Raw genomic sequence first — 24,304 nt, 5'->3', positions numbered from 1 at the left:
CATACGCGCGTCCGTCGAAAAGGGCTGGCGTGAAGATCGCGACCTTCAACATCAACAACGTCAACAAGCGGCTGCCCAATCTGCTGGCGTGGCTGCGTGCGGCCAAGCCGGACATCGTCTGCCTGCAGGAGCTCAAGGCGGCGCAGGCGGACTTTCCCGAAGAGGCGCTGCGCAGGGCCGGGTATTCGGCCGCCTGGGTCGGGCAGAAGAGCTGGAACGGCGTCGCCATTCTGGCCCGCAAGGCCGAGATCGTGGTGACGCGGAAGCGGCTGCCGGGCGATCCGAAGGACAGCGATGCACGCTACCTCGAAGCCGCGGTGTCCGGCATCATCATCGCGTCGCTGTATGCGCCGAACGGCAATCCGCAGCCGGGGCCGAAATTCGACGCCAAGCTGGCCTGGTTGAAGCGGCTCAATCGCCACGCCGCCACGCTGATGAAGAGCGGCGCACCCGTGGTGCTGGCCGGCGACTACAACGTGGTGCCGACGCCGACCGATATCTATCCGACCAAATCGTGGACCAAGGATGCGCTGCTGCAGCCGGAAGCGCGCGCGCTGTTCGCGGCGCTGCTGAAGCAGGGCTGGACCGACGCTCTGCGGGCGCTGCATCCGGACGATGCGCCCTATACGTTCTGGACCTATTGGCGCAATCGCTTCGAGCAGGACAAGGGATTGCGGCTCGATCATCTGCTGCTCGATCCGACGCTGGCCGGGCGGCTGAAGCGTGCGGGCGTCGACCGCAAGGTCCGCGCTGCGGAAGAGGCGAGCGACCATGCGCCGGCGTGGATCGTGCTAGGCACGTAGCTGCGCGCCGCGCTACCCGGTCGCGCGGGCGAGCGGGTCCTGCGCGACCAATTCGGCCGCGAGCTGCTCGATGGTCTTGCGCTGCTCCATCGCCATCCGTCGCAGCAGCGCGAAGGCCGCCGGCTCCGGCAGGCCCTGCGCATGCATCAGCTGAACCAGCGCTGCCAGCACCACCCGCCGTGCGCGCATACGGGCGTCCATCTTGCTGAGCTGCTGCTTCAGCTCGGTGGTGCGCGCGACGCGCTCGAGCGCCATCACCACGGCCGCGTAGATGCCGGCGGAGCGCAGCGGCTTGACCAGGAACGACGTGGGATCGAGATCGAGCACCAGCTTGAGCCGGCTCGGCGTCTCGGTGCCGAGCAGGACGATGACGGCGCATCCCTCCGGCAGCGGCCGATCCTCGGCGCCGGCGATCGGCAGGTAGTCGTCGTCGATCAGCACGATGTCGGGAGCGCAACACGGTGCTTCGCCCGGCACCCAGCTGACCATCTCGATGCCGAGGCGATCGAACTGACGCCGGACGATCGAGGCATCGCGCTCGTCCTTGACGGCGAGCAGGGCCTTGCGGCCGCGCAGGGAAAACGATGACGGCTTGCTCATTTGACGATCCTCAGGTGAGGCGCATTGGGAATCCGCCCGTCTTTCGACGGTCGGACCGCGACATCGAGTTGCGACAAATAAGGGTCCGGCTTCACGGGAGCGTCCGCTTCCCAGAAGATATCGAACTGCCCGATGGCGTTGGACACCGCCAGACGTGGCGTAAGGACGCAGTGATTGTTATCGCCGTCGATCCACACCGGACCTTGTGGCGAGTCGTAGCGATAACCGGCGGCGGCGCGGCGGACGTCGTTGACGTTGCAGGTGCCGGCGCGCTGGATCGCCCGCGCCAGCAGGAACACCGCCACATAGGCCGACTGCCCGTCCACCGACGGGCTGCTGTCGTCGCCATAGCGCGCCTTCCAGCGTGCCACGAAGGCGCGGTTTTCCGGCAGGCGGATACTCTCGAAATAGGCCGACGAGGTGATGCAGCCGGCTCCGGCCGCGCCGACGATCTTCAACTCGGGCTCGCACAGGCTGCAGCTCAGCATCGGGATGTTCAGGCCCTGTGTGGCGGAGTGGAAGGCCCGGATGAAATCATAACTCGAACTGCCGACCAGCGTGTTGAACACGATCGGCGGACGCTTGCGAACGATCTCGTCGACGATGTGCTCGACCCGGCTTTCGCCGAGTTCGAGCAGCCGCTCCGCCACGATGCGGCCGTCGGAGGCGGTCACCAGCTCGCGGGTCACGCGATTGGTCTCCCAGGTCCAGATGTAGTTGGAGCCGACGCAGAACAGCTGCGGCGAAAGACTGTCCAGCACGTAGCGCACCAGCGGCACGACGTTGTGGTTCGGCGAGGCGCCGACATACATCACGTTGTCGGAGCACTCGAAGCCTTCGTAGCGGGCCGGATACCACAGCAGCCGCTCGGTGCGCTCGACGATCGGCAGCACCTGTTTGCGCGCCGCCGAGGTGTAGCAGCCGATGATGTGGTCGACGCCGACATTGCGAATCAGGTCGTCGCAGGCCGTGTGATACGCGCCCAGCACGCCGCCGGGGTCACGGACATGCGCCCTGAGGCTGAAATCGAAGTCGGAACTGCCGTTGACCTCGTCGATCGCCATCAGCGCCGATTTGAGGATCTCACGTCCCATCGCCTGATACGGGCCGGACGTCGACGACAAGATGCCGATCGGGATCGAAGGTTTCGACATGGAGGACGGTCGCTCGCGCTAGGCGTGCATGAGATCATCAAGCGCGCGAACTGATCAAGAGCTGCGGTGCTGATTTGCTGCGCAGCACTCGGGCAGGATTTGTGCAAGCTCACGCGTTGACATGGCGAACCTCTCCAACCTAGACTTTCGTTATCGGGTGACACTCGAACCGAGTTTGAATTTGGCCGACGACGTCCGAATTCAAGCATGAACGTTTCGGTCGACTAAGCACCTACGCGATAGACCATAGCCGCGGCATCCGAGCCATTCGCGCCTCTTTCGAGGAGCGGATGGCTTTTTTCGTTTGTCGCTTGAAACCAATTTGGCGACGCAGGCGCGTCGCCGGAACGCGGCTGCACGCCCGGCGAACGCCGCGGCGATGACGGCACATCGGGAGTGAAGGCATTGGGGACGACAGATCTTCATTATCGCGGGCTCGTCGAGATCGGACAGAACATTCAGGGCAAGAAGCTGTCCCCGGTCGAAGTCACGCAGGCGATGTTGCAGCGCATCGACAAGCTCGATGGCGCGCTGAAGAGCTACGCGCATGTGTCTCCGGAGCTCGCACTGCAGGACGCGGCGGTCGCCGAGAAGGAGATCGCCGCCGGCAAAGTGAAGGGGCCGCTGCACGGCGTGCCGATCGCCGTCAAGGATCTGTGCTGGGTCAAGGGTATGCCCGCGGCGCACGGCATGCCGATCCATCGCGATTTCATGCCGGGTGAGGACGCGACCGTCGTGGTTCGCCTCAAACAGGCCGGCGCGATCATTCTGGGCAAGCTGCAGCAGACCGAAGGCGCCTACGCCGATCATCACCCCGACATCGATCCGCCGAAAAACCCCTGGGACAAGGAGCTGTGGTCGGGCGCATCGTCGAGCGGATCGGGCTCGGCGACGGCGGCCGGCCTGTGCTTCGGCTCACTCGGCACCGACACCGGCGGGTCGATCCGGTTTCCGTCGGCCGCCAATGGCATCACCGGGCTGAAGCCGACCTGGGGCCGCGTCAGCCGCTATGGCGCTTACGAACTCGCCGCGACGCTCGATCACATCGGCCCGATGGCCCGCAGCGCGGTGGATTGCGGCGCGATGCTGAGCGTGATCGCGGGCGCCGATCCGAACGACACCACGGCGGTGCCGTTGTCGGTGCCGAACTACACGGCGAGCCTGTCCGGCGACCTCAAGGGCGTGGTGATCGGCGTCGATCGCCGCTGGACCACGCAGGGCACGGACGAAGCGGCCGTGAAGGTGCTCGACGATGCGCTGCGCGTCGCCAAGGATCTCGGCGCGACCATCAAGGACATCACGTTCCCGGATGCGCAGGCCGTGACCGACGATTGGTTTCCGCTGTGCGGCGTCGAGGCGGCCGTGGCGCATGCAGCGACCTATCCGGCGCGCAAGGGCGAGTACGGCCCCGGCCTCGCCGGTCTGCTCGATCTCGGCTTGCAACAATCAGGCACCGACTATCAGAAGATCGTGCTGCGCCGTGAAGCGTTCCGCGGCGCACTGCGGGCGTTGTTCGAGACGGTGGATCTGATCGCCGTGCCGGCGCAGGCCTACGCGGCTCCGACGCTCGCCAAAATGGCGTCGCTCGGCGAGGACCCGTCGCTGATCGGCGGGCTGCTGCGCTTCACCTGTCCGTTCGACATGACCGGCAGCCCGACCATCACGCTGCCCGGCGGTTTCGCTTCGAACGGCGGGCCGGTCGCATTCCAGTTCGTCGGCCGTCACTTCGACGAAGCGCGGCTGGTCGCCGCCGGCGATGCATTTCAACGCGCGACCGACTGGCACGCGCGTCACCCCGCTTTGTGAGTCGAAGGAGTTCTCATGTCGTCGGAAGATTGGTTGAAGAGTTCGATCATGGCGCAGCGCGGCGTCGCCAAAGGGGCGGCGGGCGCCTCGCACAGCCTGACGATCGAACAGCAGGGCGCGTTTCACTACGTCTACGGGCCCTACGCCAAGCCGACCCTGACGATCGATCCCGGCTCCGTCGTCGTGGTCGAGACCGAGGACGCGTTTGGCGGCGTGATCACCAGCGAGAGCGACAGCCCGACCGCGAAGCTGAACTTCCCCTATCTCAATCCGCAATGCGGCCCGATCGCCATCAACGGCGCCAAGAAGGGCGATTGTCTGGCGATCTACATCCGCGATGTCGAGACCCGCGGCGAGCAGCCGGCCGGCACCACCTGCATCATGCCGGAATTCGGCGGCCTGGTCGGCACCGCGGCGACCGCACTGCTCAATCCGCCGCTGCCGGAGCGCGTCAAGAAACTGCACGTCGACCGCAACGGCGTGAAATGGAGTGACAAGATCACGCTGCCCTACGAGCCGTTCATCGGCACCATCGGGGTATCGCCGGAGATCGAGGCGATCTCGTCGCTGCAGCCGGACTATCACGGCGGCAATATGGACCTGCCGGACGTCGCGCCCGGCGCGGTGATCTACTTCCCGGTGCATACCGACGGCGGCATGCTCTATGTCGGCGACTGCCACGCCACGCAGGGCGACGGCGAACTATCGGGCGTGGCGCTCGAACAGCGCGCCACCGTCACGCTCCAGGTCGATCTGATCAAGAACTGGAGCTTTGCCTGGCCGCGGCTGGAGACGAAGGACTTCATCATGACGATCGGCAGCGCGCGCCCGCTCGAGGACGCGGCGCGCATCGCCTATCGCGAACTGACGCGCTGGATGGCGGCCGATTACGGGTTCGACGAGATCGACGCCTACATGCTGCTCAGCCAGGCCGGCCGCATCCGCCTCGGCAACATGGTCGACCCCAAATACACGATGGGCGCGTCGATCCTGAAGAATTACCTGAAGACCTAACTCGGCTTCTCAGCGCGGCTTCACCAAAGGGGACGATCAGACATGCAAACGAGACATCTGCTCCGCACGGCCTTGCTCGGCCTCGCGCTCGGCGCCGTTGCGCCGGTCGCTGCGCTGGCGGCGGATCCGCCGCTCAAGGTCGGCCTGCTCGAAGACATCTCCGGCGACCTCGCCTTCATGGGCATGCCGAAGCTGCACGGCTCGCAGCTCGCGGTCGAGGAGATCAACAAAAGCGGCGGCATCATGGGCCGGCAGATCGAGCTGATCCATCTCGATCCGCAGGGCGACAACGCGCGCTATCAGGAGTTCGCCCGCCGCCTGCTCAACCGCGACAAGGTCGACGTGCTGATCGGCGGCATCACCTCGGCGTCGCGCGAAGCGGTGCGCCCGATCGTCGATCGCACCACGACGCCGTATTTCTACACCAACCAGTATGAAGGCGGCGTCTGCGACGCCAGCATGATCAGCATGGGCGCGGTGCCCGAGCAGCAGTTCTCGACGCTGATCCCCTGGATGGTCGAGAAGTTCGGCAAAAAGGTCTACGTCATCGCCGCTGATTACAACTTCGGCCAGATCTCGGCGGAGTGGAACCGCAAGATCATGAAGGATCTCGGCGGCGAAGTGGTCGGCGAGGAGTTCATCCCGCTCGGCGTCTCGCAATTCGCCCAGACCATTCAGAACATCCAGAAGGCCAAACCGGACTGGTTGCTGACCATCAATGTCGGCGCCGCGCAGGACTCGTTCTTCGAGCAGGCGGCGGCCGCCAACCTCAATCTGCCGATGGGCTCGTCCATCAAGGTGATGCTCGGCTTCGAGCACAAGCGCTTCAAGCCGCCGGCGCTCAACAACATGCACGCCACCGCCAACTGGTTCGAGGAAATCGATACGCCCGAAGCCAACGAGTTCAAGAAGCGCTGGAAGGCCAAGTTCCCGGACGAGATGTACATCAACGACATGGGCTACAACGCCTACAACGCGCTCTACATGTACAAGACGCTGGTGGAGAAGGCGAAGTCGACCAAGCTCGAGGATCTGCGCAAGGTCATCGCCACCGGTGACGCCTGCATCGATGCGCCGGAAGGCAAGGTCTGCATCGATCCCAAGAGCCAGCACACCTCGCACCGCATGCGCCTGATTTCGGTCGGGCCGAAGCACGAGGTCAAGGTCGAGAAGGACTACGGCACGATCCAGCCGTATTGGCTCGGCGAGATCGGCTGCGATCTCACCAAGAAGAACGACAAGGATCAGTACACGCCGAGCCATCTGCCGAAGAAGTCGTGAGAGCGACTGCTATGGCATCCCTCACGCGCAGCGGCATCGAACTTGCAAGACTATCGGGGCTGATCGCGTGACGGATCACCACCACCTCGGCGCCGCAGTGCGGCGGCGCCGATCCTCGCAACCAGGAGACCAAGATGTCGGCTGAAGTGTTCTCGGTCTTCTATCAGTTCGCCGATGTCTTCGCCTTCCTGATCCTCTCGGCCGCCGGCCTCGCCATCGTGTTCGGCATGATGGGCGTGATCAACATGGCCCACGGCGAGTTCATCATGTGCGGCGCCTACGTCACCGTTGGCCTCGTCAACCTCGGTGTGCCGCTGCCGATCGCGCAGGTCGCTGCTGCGATTACGGCAGGCCTGATCGGCGTCGTGGTCGAATATTTCATCGTCCGCCGCTTCTACAAGCGGCCACTGGATTCGCTGCTCGCGACCTGGGGCCTCAGCCTGATCGTCACGCAATCCATGCTGCTGATCGTCGGCTCGTCGGTGCGTGGCATCGGCACGCCCGAGGGCAATTTCGCGATCGGCGCCTACACCTTCTCGACCTATCGGCTGGTGCTGTTCGGCGCCGCGGTCGCGGTGCTGGCGGGGCTCTACGTGGTGTTCATGAAGACGCGGTTCGGCGTGATCGCGCGGGCGACGATGCAGAACGCCGCGATGGCACGGGCGCTCGGCGCGCGCACCGGGCGGATCTACGCGATCAGCTTCGGCATCGGCGCCGGCCTCGCCGGCCTGTGCGGCGCGCTGTATGCGCCAACCATGACGCTGATCCCGACGATGGGCGCAACCTTCGTGGTCGAGAGTTTCGTCACCGTGGTGATCGGCGGCGCCAACGTGCTGCTCGGCACCGCGCCGGCGGCGCTGCTGCTGGCGGCGATCCGGATGACGTTGAACGCGAGCTATGGCCAGATCATCGGCCAGATCGGCATGCTGGTTGCCGTCATCCTGATCATCCGGGTGCTGCCCGAAGGATTGTCCAGCGTGCTGGCGCGGCGCGGACGTTGAGCGGAGAGGGATGATGTTCAAACTGCTCGAAGGTCCGCAGACGCTGGGGCGCGGCCGCGTGTTCTGGGGTTGCTTCGTCGCCGTCCTGGCCGGCGCGCTCATCTATCCGCTGTTCGCCGATTCCTACGACGTCGGCAACTTCTCCTACTTCCTGATCTGGATCTTCATGGCCCTCGGGCTGTGCCTGATGTGGGGCTATGGCGGCATGCTGTCGTTCGGCCAGACGCTGTTCTTCGGCATCGCCGGCTATGCGTACGGCGTACTGGCGATCAACATGGGCGGCGGCACCACGACGATCGCAGCGCTGCTGCTGTCGGTCGTCGTCGCGATGATCGCGGCCGGCATCCTCGGCTATTTCATGATCTGGGGCGGCATCAACGGCATCTTCTTCGGCATCGTCACGCTATCGGCGACGCTGGTACTGGCCTTCTTTCTCGGCCAGACCGCCGGCCCGGAATGGCGGATCGGCGACGCCCGCCTCAACGGCTTCAACGGCATGAAGGGCATGGACCCGCTGGCGATCGGCGACCTCTATATCGAGGGCTCGGCGCTATACTATGTGATGGTGGCGCTGATCGTCGTCGTCTATCTGGCGCTGCGGATGCTGGTGAATTCCGGGATCGGCAACGTCATCGTCGCCACCCGCGAGAATCCGCAGCGCGCCGAAATGCTCGGCTACGACGTCCGCAGATATCAGCTCCTGACCTTCGTGATCGGCAGCGGCCTCGCCGGCCTCAGCGGCGCGCTCTACACCTCGTGGGGGCAGTTCATCACGCCGTCGAGCATCGGCCTGCCGGCCGCCGCGATGCCGATCGTCTGGGTGGCGTTCTCCGGCCGCAGCGACCTGACGGCGACGTTGGTCGGCTCCTTCCTGCTGCTGTTCGGCTTCCAGACCATTACAGTCTACAGCCAACAGGCCGCATTGGTGCTGATGGGCGCGCTGCTGCTCGCCACCGTGATGGCGGCGCCGCAAGGCTTCGTGCTCGGCATCGGCAAGTTCGTGGCCGATCGCGTGGCGCGGCAGAGCAAACGAGGTGCGGGGACGGACCTGCGTGACCAGCCGCAACTCGAGCCGGACAAGGTGTGAGCATGTCGCTGGTCGAAGTCAAAGGTGTCACCAAGCGGTTCGGCGGTCTCACCGCGGTGTCCGATGTCGATCTCAGCGTGAAGGCCGGCGAGGTGCATTGCCTGATCGGCCCCAACGGCGCCGGCAAGAGCACGCTGTTCAAACTGATCGTCGGCCTGTTTCCGCCGACCGCCGGCAGCATCCTGTTCGACTCGGTCGATGTCACCGCGGAGCGGCCGTTCGCGCGTGTTCAGCGCGGCATGAGCATCAAGATGCAGGCGCCGAGCGTGTTCAAGGAACTGCCGGTGCAGCAGAACATCCAGATCGCGCTGCAGGATCGCGTCTCCGGCGCGGAGCGTGCGCTCGAAGAGCAGCGTCTGCTCGAGCTCCTCGGCCTCGCCGCCGATGCCGAAAAGATGGCGGGTGCGTTGTCGCACGGTCAGCAGCAATGGCTGGAGATCGGCATGGCGCTGGCGCTGCGGCCGCAACTGTTGCTGCTCGACGAGCCGACTGCCGGCATGTCGCCGGAAGAAACCTACAAGACCGGCGAGCTGATCAAGTCGTTCAACGCCGAGGGCATGACGGTGCTGGTGGTGGAGCACGACATGGCGTTCGTGCGCCAGATCGCCCAGCGCGTCACCGTGCTGCATCTCGGCAAGATTTTTGCGCGCGGCAGTCTCGACGAGATCCTCAACGACGAGCAGGTCGCCGAAATCTATCTCGGGAAAACCCATGCCCATTGACCACGCGCCGGCCGATCGCATCCTCGACGTCTCGGGCCTGTGGGCCGGCTATGGCGCCACGCCGATCCTGCAGGGCGTCGACATGACGGTCTATCGCGGCGAGATCGTCGGGGTGATCGGCCGCAACGGCGTCGGCAAGTCGACGCTGATGCGCTGCATCATCGGCCTGCTCGATAGCTGGCGTGGTTCGATCACCTTTATGGACCGCGACGTCACGCCGCTGCAGGCGGATGCGCGGGCGCGCGCCGGCTTCGGTTACATCCCGCAGGGCCGCGACGTGTTCCCGCAGATGACCGTCGAGGAGAATCTACAGGTCGGCGAACTGATCGGCGGGCCGAAAGGCAAGAAGCTGCCCGAACTGGTCTACGAGTACTTCCCGCGACTCAAGGAGCGGCGCAGGCAGGCGGCCGGCACCATGTCGGGCGGCGAGCAGCAGCAGCTCGCGATCGGGCGGGCGCTGATCGGCAACCCGGCGCTGATGATCCTCGATGAACCGTCCGAAGGCATCCAGCCGTCGATCGTGCAGCACATCTGCGAGGCGCTCAAATCATTCCGGGATGAGCTCGGCACCACGATCGTGTTCGTCGAGCAGAATCTCGACACCATCCTGGCCATCGCGCAGCGCTGCTACATCATGGAAAAAGGCCGCATCACCCATTCGCTGGTCGGCGACGACGTCAACGAAGACAAGGTGCGGGCGCAGCTGCTGCTGTGACGCGCGGCGAGCGGGCGCAATCATCGATTGTATCGGGGAGCCGCCGCACCCGGGCGGCCGGCCACAGTGGGAGACGAACATGGATCTGGGATTGAAGGGCGCCAAGGTGCTGGTCACCGGCGGCACCAAGGGGATCGGCCGGGCTGTGGCTGAGACGTTCGCGGCCGAAGGCGCCGACGTCGGCATCTGCGCGCGCAACGCGGCCGAGGTTGATGCCACCGTCACGGCGCTGAAAGCCAAGGGCGTCGCGGCGTTCGGCGGCGCGGTCGATGTCGCCAACGGGCCAGCGCTGAAGGCGTGGGTCGCCGACATGGCGAGCAAACTCGGCGGCGTCGACGTGATCGTCGCCAATGTCAGCGCGCTCGCGATCGGGCAGGACGAAGAGAGCTGGGAGAAGGAATTCGCCACCGACATGATGGGCACGGTGCGGCTGGTCGATGCGGCGATGCCGTATCTGGAAAAGAGCGGCGCCGGTGCGATCGTCACCATCTCCAGCGTCTCCGGCCGCGAAGTCGATTTCGCCGCGGGGCCTTACGGCACGTTTAAAGCGGCGATCATTCACTACACGCAAGGCCTCGCCTATCAACTCGCCGCCAAGAACATCCGCGCCAATTCGGTGTCGCCGGGCAACACCTACTTCGAGGGCGGCGTCTGGAATCAGATCAAGGACGGCAATCCCGAACTATACAAGGCCGCGCTCGCGCTCAACCCGACCGGCCGCATGGGCACGCCGCAGGAGATGGCCAACGCCGTGGTGTTCCTCGGCAGCAAGGCGGCGAGCTTCATCACCGGGACCAACCTCGTCGTCGACGGCGCGCTGACCAAGGGCGTGCAGTTCTAGCGCCGGGCGGAAGACTAATTTCGAAGTGAAACGACGGACTCTCCCCGTCACTGCGAGCGAAGCGAAGCAATCCAGAAGCCCGTGCACCGCGCTGGATTGCTTCGTCGGCTACGCCTCCTCGCAATGACGGGGCGGGCGACGTCGCTGGAAGCGTCAACTCTGGCGACGCAGTAGAGCCTCGCGGTCTCTGGACCGCGCCGCATGAGGAAACGAACCCAACAAACAAGGCGTCAACAATGACTGCGGATCTGCACTACAAGTCCATCGTCGAACTGTCGGATCTCTATCGCCGCAAGGAGCTGAAGCCCTCCGAGGTGACGCAGGCTTCGCTCGATCGCATCGCGCAGCTCGACAAGCGCTTCAACGCCTACATGACGGTGCTCGGCGAACGCGCGTTGCAGCACGCCCACCGGGCCGATGACGAAATCGCCAAGGGGATCGATCGCGGGCCGCTGCACGGCGTGCCGATCGGGCTGAAGGACCTGTGCTACACCAGCTTCGCCCCGACCGGCGGCGGCACTATGATCCACGCCAAGTTCGTTCCGTCTTTCAATGCGACGGTCGTCGACCGTCTCGAACTCGGCGGCGCGATTTCGATCGGCAAGCTGAAGATGACGGAGGGGGCTTACACCAGCCACCACCCCGACGACACAGCTCCGCTCAATCCGTGGAGCCTCGATCATTGGGTCGGCTCGTCGTCGAGCGGCTCGGGCGTCGCGACCTCCGCGGGGCTTTGCTACGGCGCGATCGGCAGCGACACCGGCGGCTCGATTCGGTTTCCGTCGGCGACCTGCGGTCTCACAGGTATCAAGCCGACCTGGGGACGCGTCAGCCGCTACGGCGTGTTTCCGCTGGCGGATTCGCTCGACCACGTCGGCCCGATGTGCCGCAGCGCGGCCGATGCGGCGGCGATGCTCGGTGTGATCGCCGGTGCCGATCCGAACGACCCGACCGCGCTGCAGGCGCCGGTGCCGAACTATCTGGCGCAGCTTGGCGGGGGCGTGCGCGGGCTGCGGATCGGGGTTGATCGCAGCTACACGCAGGACGGCATCGATCCGCAGGTCGTGGCGGCGCTTGGCGAAGCCGAGCGTGCGCTGGCGGATCTCGGCGCCAGCATTCGCGAGGTGAAATTCCCCGACTATCAGAAGCTGGTCAGCCAGTGGATTCCGATGTGCTCGGTGGAAACCGCCGAGGCGCATCTGGCGACGTACCATTCGCGCAAGCAGGACTACGGCCCCGATCTGGCGCAACTGATCGAGCAGGGCCATACGGTGACCGGCGTCGAGATCGCCGCGATCCATCACGAGCGGCTGAAATTCTCCGGCGCGCTGGCGGCGCTGTTCGAGGACATCGATCTGCTGCTGGTGCCGACCATGCCGGTGCCGATCCCGACCCTGACCAAAATGGGTGAATACGGCGCCGATCCCAATGTGCTGCTGAACATCCTGCGCTTCACCGCGCCGTTCGATTTCAGCGGCAGCCCGACCATCACCATGCCGATGGGCATGGCCAGCGATGCGATGCCGCTGAGCTTCCAACTCGTCGGACCGCATCTGTCCGAGCACGTGCTGGCCCGCGCCGGGCATGCCTATCAGTCGATCACCGATTGGCACACCAGGCGTCCGCCGATCGCATGAGCGGCGAGACGCTTCATCGATTGATCGAAGCGTCGCCGTCTCCTCAAGCGCGGAGTCGTCATCCTGAGGTGCGCGCGTCGCGCGCCTCGAAGGATGCGGCCAAGAGGTTTGCGTCAACATCCTTCGAGGCCCGCAGCGCCGCGCCGGAGCGCGGCCCAGCGGGCACCTCAGGATGACGGCGGTGTTTCTAGCAGAAGCAGAACGAGTCTTTAACCCGGTGGACCTGACACGATCAGGGACGGGCCGGCTCCGAAGAGCGCGCTGACGGGATGTTCAGAACTTTGATCCGCGACGCCAGCGTGGTCGGCTTGACGTCGAGCATCGCCGCCGCGCCGTCCTGGCCGAACACCTTGCCATTGCAGGCCCGCAGTGCCGCCATGATGTTGGCGCGCTCCAGGTCGCGTAGCTCCGCCGCGGTCATCACCGTCGGCGGGGCTTCGACCTTCTGCCGTCCGCTGGCGGGGGCCTGCGGACCCGCCGATTCCGGCAAATCGAGACGCAGCCGTCCGTTCTGCGCCAGGATGGTGGCGCGTTCGATCGCGTTCTGCAGCTCGCGGACATTGCCCGGCCAGTCGTAGCGCATCAGCCGGCGCACGTCGCCTTGCGACAGCCTCAGCTCGGACTTCATTTCGCGGCGCTCGCTGGTGAGGAAGTGCTGCGCCAGCAGCGGAATGTCTTCGCGGCGGTCGCGCAGCGGCACCGACTCGATCGGAAACACGTTGAGCCGGAAGTACAGGTCTTCGCGAAAACGTCCGCGCTGCACCTCCTGCTTGAGGTCGCGATTCGTTGCGGCTATCAGCCGGACGTCGACCTTGCGGGTGCGCTCGTCGCCGACGCGCTCGAAGTGGCCTTCCTGCAGCACGCGCAGCAGCTTGCCCTGCAGCTCCAGCGGAATCTCGCCGACCTCGTCGAGAAACAGCGTGCCGCCGTCGGCGAGTTCGAAGCGCCCGATGCGATCGCGCAGCGCGCCCGTGAAGGCGCCGCGGGCGTGCCCGAAGAATTCGCTCTCGAACAATTCGCGCGGGATCGCGGCGCAATTCACGCGGATCAGCGGCCGCCCGCTGCGCGTGCTCGCCTCGTGGATGGCGCGCGCGATCAGCTCCTTGCCGGTGCCGGATTCGCCGGTGATCAGCACCGCGGCTGCGGTTGGCGCCACCAGCTTGACCTGCCGCAGCGTGGTCTGGATCGCCTCGCTCTGGCCGATGATGCCGCGCGGATTGGTTTCGATCCGGATTTCCTCCTGCAGGTAATCGTTCTCGAGCTGCAGCCGTTCGCGCAGCCGGTCGACCTCGGCGAGCGCCGCGTGCAGCTTCTCGTCGGCCTCGCGGCGCTGGCTGACGTCGCGAAACACCACCACGGCTCCGGCGACGTCACCGCCGCGGTCGCGGATCGGCGTCGAGGTGTACTCGACCCAGACCGGGTTGCCGTCCTTGCGCCAGAACACCTCGCCGTCGACGGTGTGGACTGCGCCGTCGCGAAACGCCGCGTAGATCGGGCATTCCTGGTCAGGGTAGGGACGCCCGTCGTGGTGAGTGTGGTGCATCACCGCGTGGATCGAGCGGCCGACCAGTTCCTCGGCGGTCCAGCCCAGCATCCGCTCGGCGGCCGGATTGACGAAGGTGGCTTTGCCCTCGGCATTGACGCCGTAGATGCCTTCGCCCGCGGCGCTCAAGATCAGCTGGTTCTCGCGCTCGATGTTCTGGAACATCCGCTCGACGCGCTGCCAGGCCGGCAGGCCGTCGTGGATGTAGTCGTCGGCCGCGGCATCGACATGGCGGCGATGGCGCTGGTCGAGATCGCTCATCGTCAGCAGGACGAGCGTGCGGCCCTGATGCTCCAGGCGCCGGCCGGCATATTCGACACGCAGCGCCGCTCCCGAGGCGTGGGTCGGCGTCAGCGCGTGCGACCAATAAGCGCCGCGATCGAACACCGCCTGGGTGAACACGATCAGGGTCGGAAACTGCTGCGCCTCGTGCAGCGCGCTGATCCGCATCGCCAGCAGGTTGGCGCGGTCGTGGCCTAGCAGCGCGCAGGCTGCGGCATTGACGTCGACGATCCGGTCGGCGGCCGGATCGAGCAGCAGGGTGGCTTCGGGAAGACCGCCGAAGGCGCGTGCCCGCAATTCGGGATTGCCAATGGCGTCATCGGGTGCTGACAGGGAAACGTCCATGTTCGCTCCGAAATTTCGTAACCGGCCTACGAAATCTCGTATATTACGAAATCTCGTACTGGGCAAACCGCGCTATATCCTTGAAAGCCGGCGATCGAGGGGCTGGCACACTCCTTGCGTTTGAGAAGCGGAATGATCGGCGAATGCGCATCACGCATCCCCGCCGGCCGCATCACCGCAGGAGGGCCTCATGTCCACATTCGACAATCCGTTCGATCCTAACCGCCGCCTCGGCGCAGGCGGATGCAGCTGCGGCCGGCACGCCACCGAGGCCGACCATGCGGCCGATGGCGCGATGCTGGCGCAGCAGCCGATGCTGGAGAGTGAGGACAAGCGGCTCGAGGGCGTGGTCGCCTCTGCGGTGATGCGCGCGATGTTTCCGCAGGACGCCTCGCGGCGCGCCTTCCTGAAGGCGGTCGGTGCCGGCACCGCGCTGGCGGCGATCTCGCAGGTCTTCCCGCTGGCAACCGCGACCGAAGTCTTCGCGCAGGGTGGCCCGCTGGAGAAGAAGGACCTCAAGGTCGGCTTCATCCCGATCACCTGCGCGACGCCGATCATCATGGGCGCGCCGATGGGCTTCTACGCCAAGCACGGCCTCAACGTCGACGTCGTCAAGACCGCCGGTTGGGCGGTGGTGCGCGACAAGACGATGAACAAGGAATACGACGCCGCCCACATGCTGGCGCCGATGCCGATCGCCATCACGCTCGGGCTCGGCGCCAACGCGGTGCCGTTCACCGTGCCGGCGATCGAGAACATCAACGGCCAGGGCATCACGCTTGCCACCAAGCACAAGGACAAGCGCGATCCGAAGCTGTGGAAGGGCATGAAGCTCGCGGTGCCGTTCGACTATTCGATGCACAACTACCTGCTGCGCTACTACCTGGCGGAGCACGGCCTCGATCCGGATCAGGACGTCCAGATCCGCTCGGTGCCGCCGCCGGAGATGGTGGCCAATCTGCGCGCCGACAATATCGACGGCTTCCTGGCGCCCGACAACATCTGCCAGCGCGCCATCTATGACGGCGTCGGCTTCATGCACATCCTGTCCAAGCAGATCTGGGACGGGCATCCGTGCTGCAGCTTCGCGGCCAGCCGCGAATTCATCACCACCGCGCCGAATTCGTTCGCGGCGCTGACACGCGCCATCGTCGACGCCACCGCCTACGCCTCCAAGGCGGAGAACCGCAAATCGATCGCCGAGGCGATCGCGCCGGCGAACTATCTCAACGCGCCGGTGACGGTGGTGGAGCAGTCGCTCACCGGCACCTACGCGGACGGCCTCGGCGAGATCAAGACCGATCCGAAGCGGGTCGATTTCGATCCGTTCCCGTGGCAGTCCTTCGCCGTGTGGATCATGACCCAGATGAAGCGCTGGGGGCAGATCAAGGGCGACGTCGACTACAAGGCCGTCGCCGAGCAGGTCTATCTCGCGACCGACACCGCCAAGGTGATGAAGGAGATGGGGCTGACGCCGCCGACCACCGCGTACAAGTCGTTCACCGTGATGGGCAAGAGCTTCGATCCCGAAAAGCCCGACGATTATCTCGCCAGCTTCAAGATCAAGAAGGCATCGTAAGCGATGGCGAAGTCTCTCACGCTGCGCGCCGCGCTGGTCTCGATTCTGCTGTTTCTCAGCTTCATCGGCGTCTGGCATCTGGCGACGCGCGGCACCGGCGCGACCGCGGCGATGAGTCCCGAATACGCCAAGCTGATGGGGCTCACCGCCACGCAGGGCAAATCGGCAATGCCCGGCCCGCTCGACGTCGGCGCCAAGCTGTGGGAGCACCTTCGGCACCCGTTATACGACAACGGGCCGAACGACAAGGGGCTCGGCATCCAGCTCGGCTATTCGATCGCGCGGGTGGCGGCCGGTTACTTGCTCGCCGTGATCGTGGCGATCCCGCTCGGCTTCCTGATCGGGATGTCGCCGCTGATGAGCAAGGCGCTGGATCCGTTCATCCAGGTGCTGAAGCCGATCTCGCCGCTCGCGTGGATGCCGCTGGCGCTCTACACCATCAAGGACTCCGGTCTGTCGGCGATCTTCGTGATCTTCATCTGTTCGATCTGGCCGATGCTGCTCAACACCGTGTTCGGCGTCGCCTCGGTGCGCAAGGAATGGGTCAACGTCGCCCGCACGCTCGAAGTCGGCACCGTGCGCCGTGCCTTCACGGTGATCCTGCCGGCCGCGGCGCCGACCATCCTCACCGGCATGCGTATCTCGATCGGCATCGCCTGGCTGGTGATCGTCGCCGCCGAGATGTTGGTCGGGGGGACGGGCATTGGCTACTTCGTGTGGAACGAGTGGAATAATCTGTCGATCGTGAACGTGATCATCGCGATCCTGTCGATCGGGGTGGTCGGGATGTTGCTCGATCAGATCCTGGCGCGATTCACGCGTCTTGTGACGTTTCCGGAGTGAGCGCCATGGTCGACAGGTTCATCTCGATCGAAGGCATCGCCAAGCGCTATCCGGCTGCGGGTGGCGGAGCTACCACGATTTTCGAAGATCTGTGGCTGTCGCTGCCGCGCGGGGAGTTCGGTTGCGTGATCGGGCACTCGGGCTGCGGCAAGACCACGGTGCTGAACATCCTCGCCGGGCTCGATGAGCCGAGCGAAGGCGCGGTGATCGTCGATGGGCAGGCGATCGAGGGCACCAGCCTCGACCGCGCAGTGATCTTCCAGAGCCACGCGCTGCTGCCGTGGCGCACCGTGATGGGCAACGTCGCCTATGCGGTGAGTTCGAAATGGCGCAAGTGGGACAAGGCCAGGGTCCGCGCCCACGCGCAGCAGTTCATCGACCTCGTCGGCCTCACCGGCTCCGAACACAAGCGGCCGTCGGAACTCTCGGGCGGCATGAAGCAACGCGTTGGCATCGCCCGCGCACTCAGTATCACGCCGAAGATCATGCTGATGGACGAGCCGTTCTCGGCGCTCGACGCGCTGACCCGCGGTTCGCTGCAGGACGAGGTCCGCCGCATTTGTCTCGAGACCGGCCAGACCACCTTCATGATCACCCACGATGTCGACGAGGCGATGTATCTGGCCGACAAAATCTATCTGATGACCAACGGACCCGGCGCCGTGGTGGCCGAGATCGTCGAGAACCCGCTGCCGAAGGATCGCGCCCGCATCGACCTGCACCGGCATCCTTATTACTACGCGCTGCGTAATCACATCATCGATTTCCTGGTGACGCGCAGCAAGACCTTCGCGGCCGAGAATCCGCAGCACGATCCGCGCAGCGTGCCGCTGGTGCGGCCCGGCCTCGTCGAGCCGGCGCTGGTGCCGCAAGGAAGCAGCGTCGCCGTTCCCGGCGCGGCGCAGCTCCGCGCCCGCTGACCACATCCCTCCCGATTATCGCTGACCTGCCAAGGAGACCATCATGAAGCGTGCGCAACTCACCGAAAAGCTCGTCGACCTCAAGCGCGAGAAGGGCTGGACCTGGAAGTACATCTGCGAAAAGATCGGCGGCCATTCCGAGGTGCTGGTGGTCGGCGCGATCCTCGGCCAGATGAAGCTGACCAAGCCGCAGGCCGCCGCCGCCGCCGAGCTGTTCGGGCTCTCCAAGGTCGAGACCACGATGCTCAACGAGGTGCCGATGCGCGGCGAGGGCATCACCATGCCGCCGACCGACCCGCTGATCTATCGCTTCTACGAGCTGGTGATGATCAACGGTCCGGCCTGGAAGGCGCTGATCGAGGAAGAATTCGGCGACGGCATCATGTCGGCGATCGATTTCGACATGGTGATGGACCGCCTGCCCAACCCGAAGGGCGACCGCGTCAAGATCACGATGTCGGGCAAGTTCCTGCCGTACAAATATTACGGCGCGACCGGCAACAATCAGGAATACGGCTTCAAGGAGGAGTGAGGCGAGGCGCCACGCCACGCCACGTCCCAACAATCACAGACTCCGTCATGCCCGGGCTTGTCCCGCCTGCGCGGCCGAAGCCGCTTCGGCGCGGCGGAGGCCTGGGCATCCACGTCTTTACGGTCCTGATACGCGGCAAGGCGTGGATGGCCGGGACGAGCCCGGCCATGACGAGTTGAGAGGCAGGTGCCGATCGGACGGCGTGGGCTCGTTGCCCGGCCGTCCCTTGAATCGAGCCAAATCCCGAGCCTGCAAAAAACACATACGGATGCGCGGTCAAGGGGACGTCTCAATGGCGGGCCAGCATGTATGTTTGCTGCAAGATGTGAGCCGCCCGGCTCACCAACAAGCGCGTGTTGGCGCCGGCAATGCCGGCTCGGCCGCGCATCGCGGCCGCGAGGTTGCGAGGGAGCGACACCGCAAGCATCGCGCAGACGATGCGGGGCGGAATGAGGAGGAAACCTGCATGAGACAGTTTCGGCGAATGCTGGTCGTGACGGCTGCGCTGCTCGCGACAGCCGGCGGCGGCACGGCCCAGGCCGGCGGCAGCTACGACCCCGGTGCCACCGACAGCGTCATCAAGCTCGGCCAGACCATGCCGTATTCCGGGCCGGCGTCGGCCTATTCGGTGATCGGCCGCGCCGAGGCCGCTTACTTCAAGATGCTGAACGAGAAGGGCGGCATCAACGGCCGCAAGATCGAGCTGCTCAGCATGGACGACGCCTATTCGCCCTCCAAGACGGTCGAGCAGGTGCGCCGGCTGGTCGAGAGCGACGAAGTGTTGGCGCTGTTCTCCAATCTCGGCACCGGCCCGAATATCGCGGTGCAGAAATATCTCAACGTCAAGAAAGTGCCGCAGCTGTTTCCGTTCAGCGGCGCCAGCCGCTGGAACGACGCTGCGCATTTTCCGTGGAGCACCGGTTCGCAGCCGACCTACAAGACCGAGGGCAAGATCTACGCGAAGTGGATTCTCGCCAACAAACCGAACGCCAAGATCGCGGTGATCACGCCGGCCGAAGAAGCGGGGCGCGATTATCTCGCCGGCTTCAAGGAAGGCCTCGGAGATCATGTGAACCAGATCGTGTCGGAGGCGGTGTACGAGTCGACCGACCCGACCGTCGACTCGCAGATCGTCAAGTTCAAGGCCGCCGGGGCCGACGTGCTGTTCAACGAATGCACGCCGAAATTCGCCGCGCAGGTGATCAAGAAGGCAGCCGAGCTCGGCTGGAAGCCGCAGATCATCCTGCCGGCGGTGTCAAACTCGGTCGGCTCGGTGCTGAAGCCGGCGGGGCTGGAGAATGCGGTCGGCATCGTCACCGGCGCTTATCTGAAGGACCCGGGCGATCCGCGCTGGGCCAACGATCCAGGCATGCAGCAATGGCGCGCCTGGATGCAGACCTACAATCCCGGCGCCGATCCGGCCGACGTCTTCAACGTCTCGGGCTACACCTTCGCGCAGATGATGGAATTGGTCCTGAAGCGCGCCGGCGACGATCTCACCCGGGCGAACCTGATGAAGCAGGCGGAGTCGCTGAATGCTGTCGAGCTGCCGATGCTGCTGCCCGGCATCAAGCTGCAGATGTCTCCGGATCAGCGCATCCCGATCCGGCAGCTGCAGATGGCGCGTTTCAACGGCACGTCCTGGGAGCTGTTCGGCGACGTGCTGAGCGAGTAGTCCGCTCGGAGCGAGCGGCCTCAGCTATCACCGATCGTGCCGCCAAGCCAGGCACGATCGTCCCCATTCCCTCTCATTGCGAACCATCATGACCGCACCGACCGGGCCGCTCGCCGGCATTCGCATTCTCGATCTCACCAGCGTGCTGTTCGGCCCCTATGCGGCGGCGATCCTCGGTGACTGGGGCGCCGACGTCATCAAGGTCGAAACGCTGGCCGGCGACATGTGGCGCTACACCGGCGCGTTCCGCAATCGCGGCATGAGCGGCCAGTTCATGGCGGTGAACCGCAACAAGCGCAGTCTGGCGGTCGACCTCAAGCATCCGCACGGCAAGGCGGCGCTGCAGCGGCTGATCCCCACCGCCGACGTGCTGCTCACCAATGTGCGCCCGGCCGCGATGGCGCGGCTCGGTTTCGGCTACGAGGATTGTCGCGCCCTCAATCCGCGTCTGATCTATGCGGCGGCGACCGGCTTCGGCCAGGACGGGCCGTGGGCCAAGCGGCCCGCCTTCGACGAGATCATCCAGGCGGCGTCGGGCCTCGCCTCGTCGATCGGCTCTGATGACGAGCCGCAATTCGTGCCGAGCCTGGTCGGCGACAAGATCTGCGGCCAGGCTCTCGCCGGTGCGGTGTCGACGGCGCTGTTCAGCCGCGAACGCTCCGGCAAGGGCCAACTGGTCGAGGTGCCGATGCTGGAGACCATCGCGGGCTTCAACAGCATCGAGATGTTGGGGGGCTACGCGTTCGATCCGCCGATCGGCCCCTCGGGCTACAAGCGCATGAAGGAGCGCAGGCCGGCCCGTACCAAGGACGGCTGGATCACCATGCTGCCGTACTCGGGCGACAATTGGTGCGCGTTCTTCGAGGCGGTCGGACGGCCCGAACTGATCGAGGAGTTGCAGGTGCGCGATCCGGTGGCGCGCTCCGAAAACATCGACCGCATCTACGCGGCGATGAACGAGATCGCGCCGAGCCGCACCACGGCGCAGTGGCAGGAGCTGCTGCTGTGGCTCGACGTCCCGCACACCGCGTTCGCGCGGATCAGCGAGATCGCCGAGCAGGAGCATCTCAAGGCGGTCGATTACTTCGCCGCGATCGATCACCCGACCGAAGGCAGGATCCGCCAGGCCCGCCCCGCCACCAAATTCTCCGAAGCCCCGCCCAATCTGCACCGCGTGCCGCCCCGTCTCGGCGAACACTCGCGCGAAGTGCTGACCGAGGCCGGCTTCAGCGCTGCCGAGATTGACGGGCTGGTGCAGGCCGGCGCAGTCGCGGAGGGATGAGGCGGCGCCAGCTCCCCTTTGCGGCGGCCCACGGCGCAACCTCTCCCGCTTGCGGGAGAGGTCGGATCGCGTAGCGATCCGGGTGAGGGCACTCCTCTCCGCGTATCACAGCCTCACTGCCCGGGGCGCCCTCACCCCGGCCCTCTCCCGCACGCGGGAGAGGGGGCGGGCTGCGACGCGGGGCTTACGCCGTCGTCGTCTCCGGACTGCGGGTCCGTCGGCGGCGCCAGGCGTCGACGGCGATCTTCAGCACGAACACGGTCAGCACCAGTGCGGTGACGCGCGGGCGCTTGGCCGGATCGCGGCGCCCGAAGACGCGGTGGGTCGGACGGGGAAAACGCATCGGACCCTCCTTACGCGGCGCGGCGAAGACGCGACCGTTCGGCGCGCGCCGGCTTGGCGGCAACGCCGGTCGCGACGATCAGGCCGGCCGCGCCGTCGAGCGCACCCTCGCGGAGTTCGAGGCCGAGCAGGCGGTCGCGTTCGAACGGACCCGGCAGCGCCAGCGCAGCCATCTTGTCGGCCGAGAAGCCGAACCGCGCGTAGTACGGTGCATCGCCGAGCAGGATCACCGCGCCGTGGCCGCGCGCCGCGGCTTCGGCCAGCGCCGCGCGCATCAGCGCGCCGCCGAGGCCGAATTCGCGGCACGACGAATCGACGGCGAGGGGGCCGAGCACGAGTGCGGCTCGGCCCCCTGCGTCGACATGCCAAAGACGCACAGTCCCCACCAGCCGGCCTTGACGGACCGCCGAGAAGGCGAGGCCTTCGGCGGGCGCGCGTCCATCGCGCAAACGCTGGCAGGTGCGCGCATGCCGGCCTTCGCCGAAGCACGCATCCAACAGGCTCTCACGCGCAGCAATATCGGAGCTCTTTTCCGCACGGATCGCGAACGGGAGAGCTGCGACGTTCAAGGCAGTCAGGTTGGTGGCGAGAACGTTGGTCATGGCACGTCGATCCCCACGCTATCCGGCGAACCGCGCCGGCAGCATGTTGTCAGCAGATAGCGATGTGACAGGGAGAGGCCGGCAAGCCGGCCTCAATTGTTCTGCTCCCTCTCCCGCCTGCGGGAGAGGGCCGGGGTGAGGGCGACGCGAGCCGCCCTTTCCCGCTATCCGACCTCCCCGCAAGCGAGGAGGTGAATACTCAGATGTGGTAGGTCCGCAGCGGCGGGAAGCCGTTGAAAGCCACCGACGAGTAGGTCGACGTATACGCTCCGGTGCCTTCGATCAGCAGCTTGTCGCCGATCTCGAGCGTCACCGGCAGCGGGTACGGCATCTTCTCGTACATCACGTCGGCCGAATCGCAGGTCGGGCCGGCGAGCACGCAGGGCGTCATCTCGGCGCCGTCGTGGCGAGACTTGATGGCGTAACGGATCGACTCGTCCATCGTCTCGGCGAGACCGCCGAACTTGCCGATGTCGAGATAGACCCAACGCACCTCGTCGTCGTCGCTCTTCTTCGAGATCAGAACGACTTCGGTCTCGATCACGCCGGCGTTGCCGACCATGCCGCGGCCCGGCTCGATGATGGTCTCCGGGATCTGGTTGCCGAAGTGCTTACGCAGCGCCCGGAAGATCGAGCGGCCGTACTGCACCACCGGCGGGACTTCCTTGAGATACTTGGTCGGGAAGCCACCACCCATGTTGACCATCGAGAGCGTGATGCCGCGCTCGGCGCAGTCGCGGAACACGGTCGCGGCCATCGCCAGCGCACGGTCCCACGCCTTCACCTTGCGCTGCTGGGAGCCGACATGGAACGAGATCCCATAGGCTTCCAGGCCGAGACGCTTGGCCGAATCGAGCACGTCCACCGCCATCTCCGGATCGCAGCCGAACTTGCGCGACAGCGGCCACTCGGCGCCGGCGCAATCGTACAGGATACGGCAGAACACCTTGGACCCCGGCGCCGCGCGCGCGATCTTCTCCACCTCGGCGGTGCAGTCGACCGAGAACAGGCGAATGCCGAGCTCGAAGGCGCGCGCGATGTCGCGCTCCTTCTTGATGGTGTTGCCGAACGAGATGCGATCGGCGGTCGCGCCAGCGGCCAGCGCCATCTGGATCTCCTGCACCGAGGCGCAGTCGAAGCACGAGCCGAGCGAAGCCAGCAGCGACAGCACTTCCGGGGCCGGATTGGCCTTCACCGCGTAGAACACGCGGCTGTCCGGCAGCGCCTTGGCAAAGCTGGAGAAGTTGTCGCGCACGACCTCGAGGTCGACGACGAGGCAGGGCTCGACATCCAGACCATTGGTGCGACGGTCGCGCAGAAAATCCCGAATACGTTCGGTCATGGCACTCTCCCAAACGCCCAGCGACGGACGCGTTCAACAGTGACGCCGTCCCGACGACTGCGACGCCGTCACGCGATGGAGGCGCGACGAGCGGTCAGCTCGGGAAGACAGGTCTGCCGTCGATTGGTTGGGAGTGCTCCCGCCCGCTCGCCTGGCAATGAAGGACAAGCCTCTTCGGTATTCGCGCTGGCTGATGGAAAGCCAGCAGAGACCAAAAAAGCCCGCTCCGTCGTTGCTTTAAGTCGCGTCCCCCGTTGAGAGCGGGGTGCGCCGGTTCGCCTCCGGCTGCCGATCACGGTTGCAAGAGAAGAAGTTACCTTCAACGGCATCTCTTGAGAGAGATGCTGGCCACTGAC

General features: G+C 65.6%; 22 protein-coding genes. 16 read left to right on the top strand and 6 right to left on the bottom strand.

The features are described 5' to 3' along the window. The first annotated feature begins 29 nt into the window (after window positions 1-29). A complete protein-coding gene (locus LPW26_RS12365; RefSeq protein ID WP_238735575.1) occupies window positions 30-803 on the top strand; it encodes an exodeoxyribonuclease III in 774 nt (257 codons plus the stop codon). A gap of 12 nt (window positions 804-815) precedes the next feature. On the opposite strand, the gene LPW26_RS12360 is transcribed toward LPW26_RS12365, so the two are convergent. Both LPW26_RS12360 and LPW26_RS12355 read right to left on the bottom strand, forming a co-directional pair. Then, the gene (locus tag LPW26_RS12360) at window positions 816-1,403 is read right to left on the bottom strand and encodes an ANTAR domain-containing response regulator (RefSeq protein WP_238735573.1); all 588 of its coding nucleotides are present in this window, start codon (window positions 1,401-1,403) and stop codon (window positions 816-818) included. After that, entirely contained in the window at window positions 1,400-2,557 is a 1,158-nt protein-coding gene (locus LPW26_RS12355) for a transporter substrate-binding domain-containing protein (protein WP_238735571.1), read from the bottom strand. Before LPW26_RS12355 ends, LPW26_RS12360 begins: the two co-directional genes overlap by 4 nt. A 405-nt stretch (window positions 2,558-2,962) precedes the next feature. Here LPW26_RS12355 and LPW26_RS12350 point away from each other — a divergent pair, with 405 nt between their 5' ends. The 9 genes from LPW26_RS12350 (at window position 2,963) to LPW26_RS12310 (ending at window position 12,661) form a co-directional block, all read left to right on the top strand. After that, window positions 2,963-4,363 (top strand): amidase, encoded by a 1,401-nt coding sequence (locus LPW26_RS12350; RefSeq protein WP_238735570.1) that lies wholly within the window; start codon window positions 2,963-2,965, stop codon window positions 4,361-4,363. A 15-nt stretch (window positions 4,364-4,378) separates the two neighbouring features. Further along, window positions 4,379-5,377 carry an acetamidase/formamidase family protein gene (locus LPW26_RS12345; protein ID WP_238735568.1) on the top strand — a complete coding sequence of 333 codons (999 nt, stop codon included), beginning with the start codon at window positions 4,379-4,381 and terminating at the stop codon, window positions 5,375-5,377. Window positions 5,378-5,419: 42 nt separating this feature from the next. Further along, window positions 5,420-6,658 (top strand): urea ABC transporter substrate-binding protein, encoded by a 1,239-nt coding sequence (locus tag LPW26_RS12340; protein ID WP_238735565.1) that lies wholly within the window; start codon window positions 5,420-5,422, stop codon window positions 6,656-6,658. 134 nt (window positions 6,659-6,792) lie between these two features. Further along, window positions 6,793-7,659 (top strand): ABC transporter permease subunit, encoded by an 867-nt coding sequence (locus LPW26_RS12335; RefSeq protein ID WP_238735562.1) that lies wholly within the window; start codon window positions 6,793-6,795, stop codon window positions 7,657-7,659. Window positions 7,660-7,672: 13 nt separating this feature from the next. Further along, window positions 7,673-8,746 carry a branched-chain amino acid ABC transporter permease gene (locus LPW26_RS12330; RefSeq protein WP_238735561.1) on the top strand — a complete coding sequence of 358 codons (1,074 nt, stop codon included), beginning with the start codon at window positions 7,673-7,675 and terminating at the stop codon, window positions 8,744-8,746. A gap of 2 nt (window positions 8,747-8,748) precedes the next feature. Beyond that, the gene (locus LPW26_RS12325; RefSeq protein ID WP_238735560.1) at window positions 8,749-9,468 is read left to right on the top strand and encodes an ABC transporter ATP-binding protein; all 720 of its coding nucleotides are present in this window, start codon (window positions 8,749-8,751) and stop codon (window positions 9,466-9,468) included. Next, the gene (locus tag LPW26_RS12320) at window positions 9,458-10,183 is read left to right on the top strand and encodes an ABC transporter ATP-binding protein (RefSeq protein ID WP_238735559.1); all 726 of its coding nucleotides are present in this window, start codon (window positions 9,458-9,460) and stop codon (window positions 10,181-10,183) included. The genes LPW26_RS12325 and LPW26_RS12320 overlap by 11 nt, the downstream gene beginning before the upstream one ends. Before the next feature lie 79 nt (window positions 10,184-10,262). Continuing rightward, complete coding sequence (locus LPW26_RS12315; RefSeq protein WP_238735558.1) at window positions 10,263-11,024, top strand: SDR family NAD(P)-dependent oxidoreductase; 762 nt, start codon at window positions 10,263-10,265, stop codon at window positions 11,022-11,024. A gap of 236 nt (window positions 11,025-11,260) precedes the next feature. Then, window positions 11,261-12,661 carry an amidase gene (locus tag LPW26_RS12310; RefSeq protein ID WP_238735557.1) on the top strand — a complete coding sequence of 467 codons (1,401 nt, stop codon included), beginning with the start codon at window positions 11,261-11,263 and terminating at the stop codon, window positions 12,659-12,661. Window positions 12,662-12,893: 232 nt separating this feature from the next. Here LPW26_RS12310 and LPW26_RS12305 read toward each other — a convergent pair whose 3' ends face one another. After that, the gene (locus LPW26_RS12305; RefSeq protein ID WP_238735555.1) at window positions 12,894-14,831 is read right to left on the bottom strand and encodes a sigma 54-interacting transcriptional regulator; all 1,938 of its coding nucleotides are present in this window, start codon (window positions 14,829-14,831) and stop codon (window positions 12,894-12,896) included. 190 nt (window positions 14,832-15,021) lie between these two features. Between LPW26_RS12305 and LPW26_RS12300 the strand changes: the two genes are divergently transcribed. From LPW26_RS12300 to LPW26_RS12275, 6 genes are all read left to right on the top strand, one after another. Beyond that, entirely contained in the window at window positions 15,022-16,410 is a 1,389-nt protein-coding gene (locus LPW26_RS12300; RefSeq protein ID WP_238735554.1) for a CmpA/NrtA family ABC transporter substrate-binding protein, read from the top strand. A 3-nt stretch (window positions 16,411-16,413) separates the two neighbouring features. Then, a complete protein-coding gene (ntrB, locus tag LPW26_RS12295; RefSeq protein ID WP_238735552.1) occupies window positions 16,414-17,253 on the top strand; it encodes a nitrate ABC transporter permease in 840 nt (279 codons plus the stop codon). Window positions 17,254-17,258: 5 nt separating this feature from the next. Beyond that, the gene (locus LPW26_RS12290; protein ID WP_238735551.1) at window positions 17,259-18,173 is read left to right on the top strand and encodes an ABC transporter ATP-binding protein; all 915 of its coding nucleotides are present in this window, start codon (window positions 17,259-17,261) and stop codon (window positions 18,171-18,173) included. 43 nt (window positions 18,174-18,216) lie between these two features. Further along, a complete protein-coding gene (gene cynS / locus LPW26_RS12285) occupies window positions 18,217-18,705 on the top strand; it encodes a cyanase (RefSeq protein WP_238735549.1) in 489 nt (162 codons plus the stop codon). A 466-nt stretch (window positions 18,706-19,171) separates the two neighbouring features. Beyond that, window positions 19,172-20,380 (top strand): ABC transporter substrate-binding protein, encoded by a 1,209-nt coding sequence (locus tag LPW26_RS12280; RefSeq protein WP_238735548.1) that lies wholly within the window; start codon window positions 19,172-19,174, stop codon window positions 20,378-20,380. An 88-nt stretch (window positions 20,381-20,468) separates the two neighbouring features. Beyond that, the gene (locus tag LPW26_RS12275) at window positions 20,469-21,662 is read left to right on the top strand and encodes a CaiB/BaiF CoA transferase family protein (RefSeq protein WP_238735547.1); all 1,194 of its coding nucleotides are present in this window, start codon (window positions 20,469-20,471) and stop codon (window positions 21,660-21,662) included. Between the two features lie 184 nt (window positions 21,663-21,846). On the opposite strand, the gene LPW26_RS12270 is transcribed toward LPW26_RS12275, so the two are convergent. The 3 genes from LPW26_RS12270 to LPW26_RS12260 all read right to left on the bottom strand — a co-directional run bounded on the left by LPW26_RS12270 (window position 21,847) and on the right by LPW26_RS12260 (window position 23,948). Further along, a complete protein-coding gene (locus LPW26_RS12270) occupies window positions 21,847-22,005 on the bottom strand; it encodes a hypothetical protein (RefSeq protein WP_238735546.1) in 159 nt (52 codons plus the stop codon). Between the two features lie 10 nt (window positions 22,006-22,015). Next, window positions 22,016-22,606: a GNAT family N-acetyltransferase gene (locus LPW26_RS12265; RefSeq protein ID WP_238735545.1), complete on the bottom strand. Its 591-nt coding sequence runs from the start codon at window positions 22,604-22,606 to the stop codon at window positions 22,016-22,018. A 199-nt stretch (window positions 22,607-22,805) separates the two neighbouring features. Next, window positions 22,806-23,948: a type III PLP-dependent enzyme gene (locus tag LPW26_RS12260; protein WP_238735544.1), complete on the bottom strand. Its 1,143-nt coding sequence runs from the start codon at window positions 23,946-23,948 to the stop codon at window positions 22,806-22,808. Window positions 23,949-24,304 lie beyond the last annotated feature (356 nt).

It is taken from the genome of Rhodopseudomonas infernalis, assembly GCF_022271405.1.
GTDB classification, from domain to species: domain Bacteria; phylum Pseudomonadota; class Alphaproteobacteria; order Rhizobiales; family Xanthobacteraceae; genus Rhodopseudomonas; species Rhodopseudomonas infernalis.
Note: the sequence above shows the minus strand (reverse complement) of the source record. Positions and strands in the feature narration are given on the sequence as shown.

Coding starts and splice junctions, on each gene's coding strand:
- LPW26_RS12360 (WP_238735573.1), bottom strand. CDS start 1,403: ATGAGCAAGCCGTCATCGTTTTCCCTGCGCGGCCGCAAGGCCCTGCTC.
- LPW26_RS12355 (WP_238735571.1), bottom strand. CDS start 2,557: ATGTCGAAACCTTCGATCCCGATCGGCATCTTGTCGTCGACGTCCGGC.
- LPW26_RS12345 (WP_238735568.1), top strand. CDS start 4,379: ATGTCGTCGGAAGATTGGTTGAAGAGTTCGATCATGGCGCAGCGCGGC.
- LPW26_RS12340 (WP_238735565.1), top strand. CDS start 5,420: ATGCAAACGAGACATCTGCTCCGCACGGCCTTGCTCGGCCTCGCGCTC.
- LPW26_RS12335 (WP_238735562.1), top strand. CDS start 6,793: ATGTCGGCTGAAGTGTTCTCGGTCTTCTATCAGTTCGCCGATGTCTTC.
- LPW26_RS12330 (WP_238735561.1), top strand. CDS start 7,673: ATGTTCAAACTGCTCGAAGGTCCGCAGACGCTGGGGCGCGGCCGCGTG.
- LPW26_RS12325 (WP_238735560.1), top strand. CDS start 8,749: ATGTCGCTGGTCGAAGTCAAAGGTGTCACCAAGCGGTTCGGCGGTCTC.
- LPW26_RS12320 (WP_238735559.1), top strand. CDS start 9,458: ATGCCCATTGACCACGCGCCGGCCGATCGCATCCTCGACGTCTCGGGC.
- LPW26_RS12315 (WP_238735558.1), top strand. CDS start 10,263: ATGGATCTGGGATTGAAGGGCGCCAAGGTGCTGGTCACCGGCGGCACC.
- LPW26_RS12310 (WP_238735557.1), top strand. CDS start 11,261: ATGACTGCGGATCTGCACTACAAGTCCATCGTCGAACTGTCGGATCTC.
- LPW26_RS12305 (WP_238735555.1), bottom strand. CDS start 14,831: ATGGACGTTTCCCTGTCAGCACCCGATGACGCCATTGGCAATCCCGAA.
- LPW26_RS12300 (WP_238735554.1), top strand. CDS start 15,022: ATGTCCACATTCGACAATCCGTTCGATCCTAACCGCCGCCTCGGCGCA.
- ntrB (WP_238735552.1), top strand. CDS start 16,414: ATGGCGAAGTCTCTCACGCTGCGCGCCGCGCTGGTCTCGATTCTGCTG.
- LPW26_RS12290 (WP_238735551.1), top strand. CDS start 17,259: ATGGTCGACAGGTTCATCTCGATCGAAGGCATCGCCAAGCGCTATCCG.
- cynS (WP_238735549.1), top strand. CDS start 18,217: ATGAAGCGTGCGCAACTCACCGAAAAGCTCGTCGACCTCAAGCGCGAG.
- LPW26_RS12280 (WP_238735548.1), top strand. CDS start 19,172: ATGAGACAGTTTCGGCGAATGCTGGTCGTGACGGCTGCGCTGCTCGCG.
- LPW26_RS12275 (WP_238735547.1), top strand. CDS start 20,469: ATGACCGCACCGACCGGGCCGCTCGCCGGCATTCGCATTCTCGATCTC.
- LPW26_RS12270 (WP_238735546.1), bottom strand. CDS start 22,005: ATGCGTTTTCCCCGTCCGACCCACCGCGTCTTCGGGCGCCGCGATCCG.
- LPW26_RS12265 (WP_238735545.1), bottom strand. CDS start 22,606: ATGACCAACGTTCTCGCCACCAACCTGACTGCCTTGAACGTCGCAGCT.
- LPW26_RS12260 (WP_238735544.1), bottom strand. CDS start 23,948: ATGACCGAACGTATTCGGGATTTTCTGCGCGACCGTCGCACCAATGGT.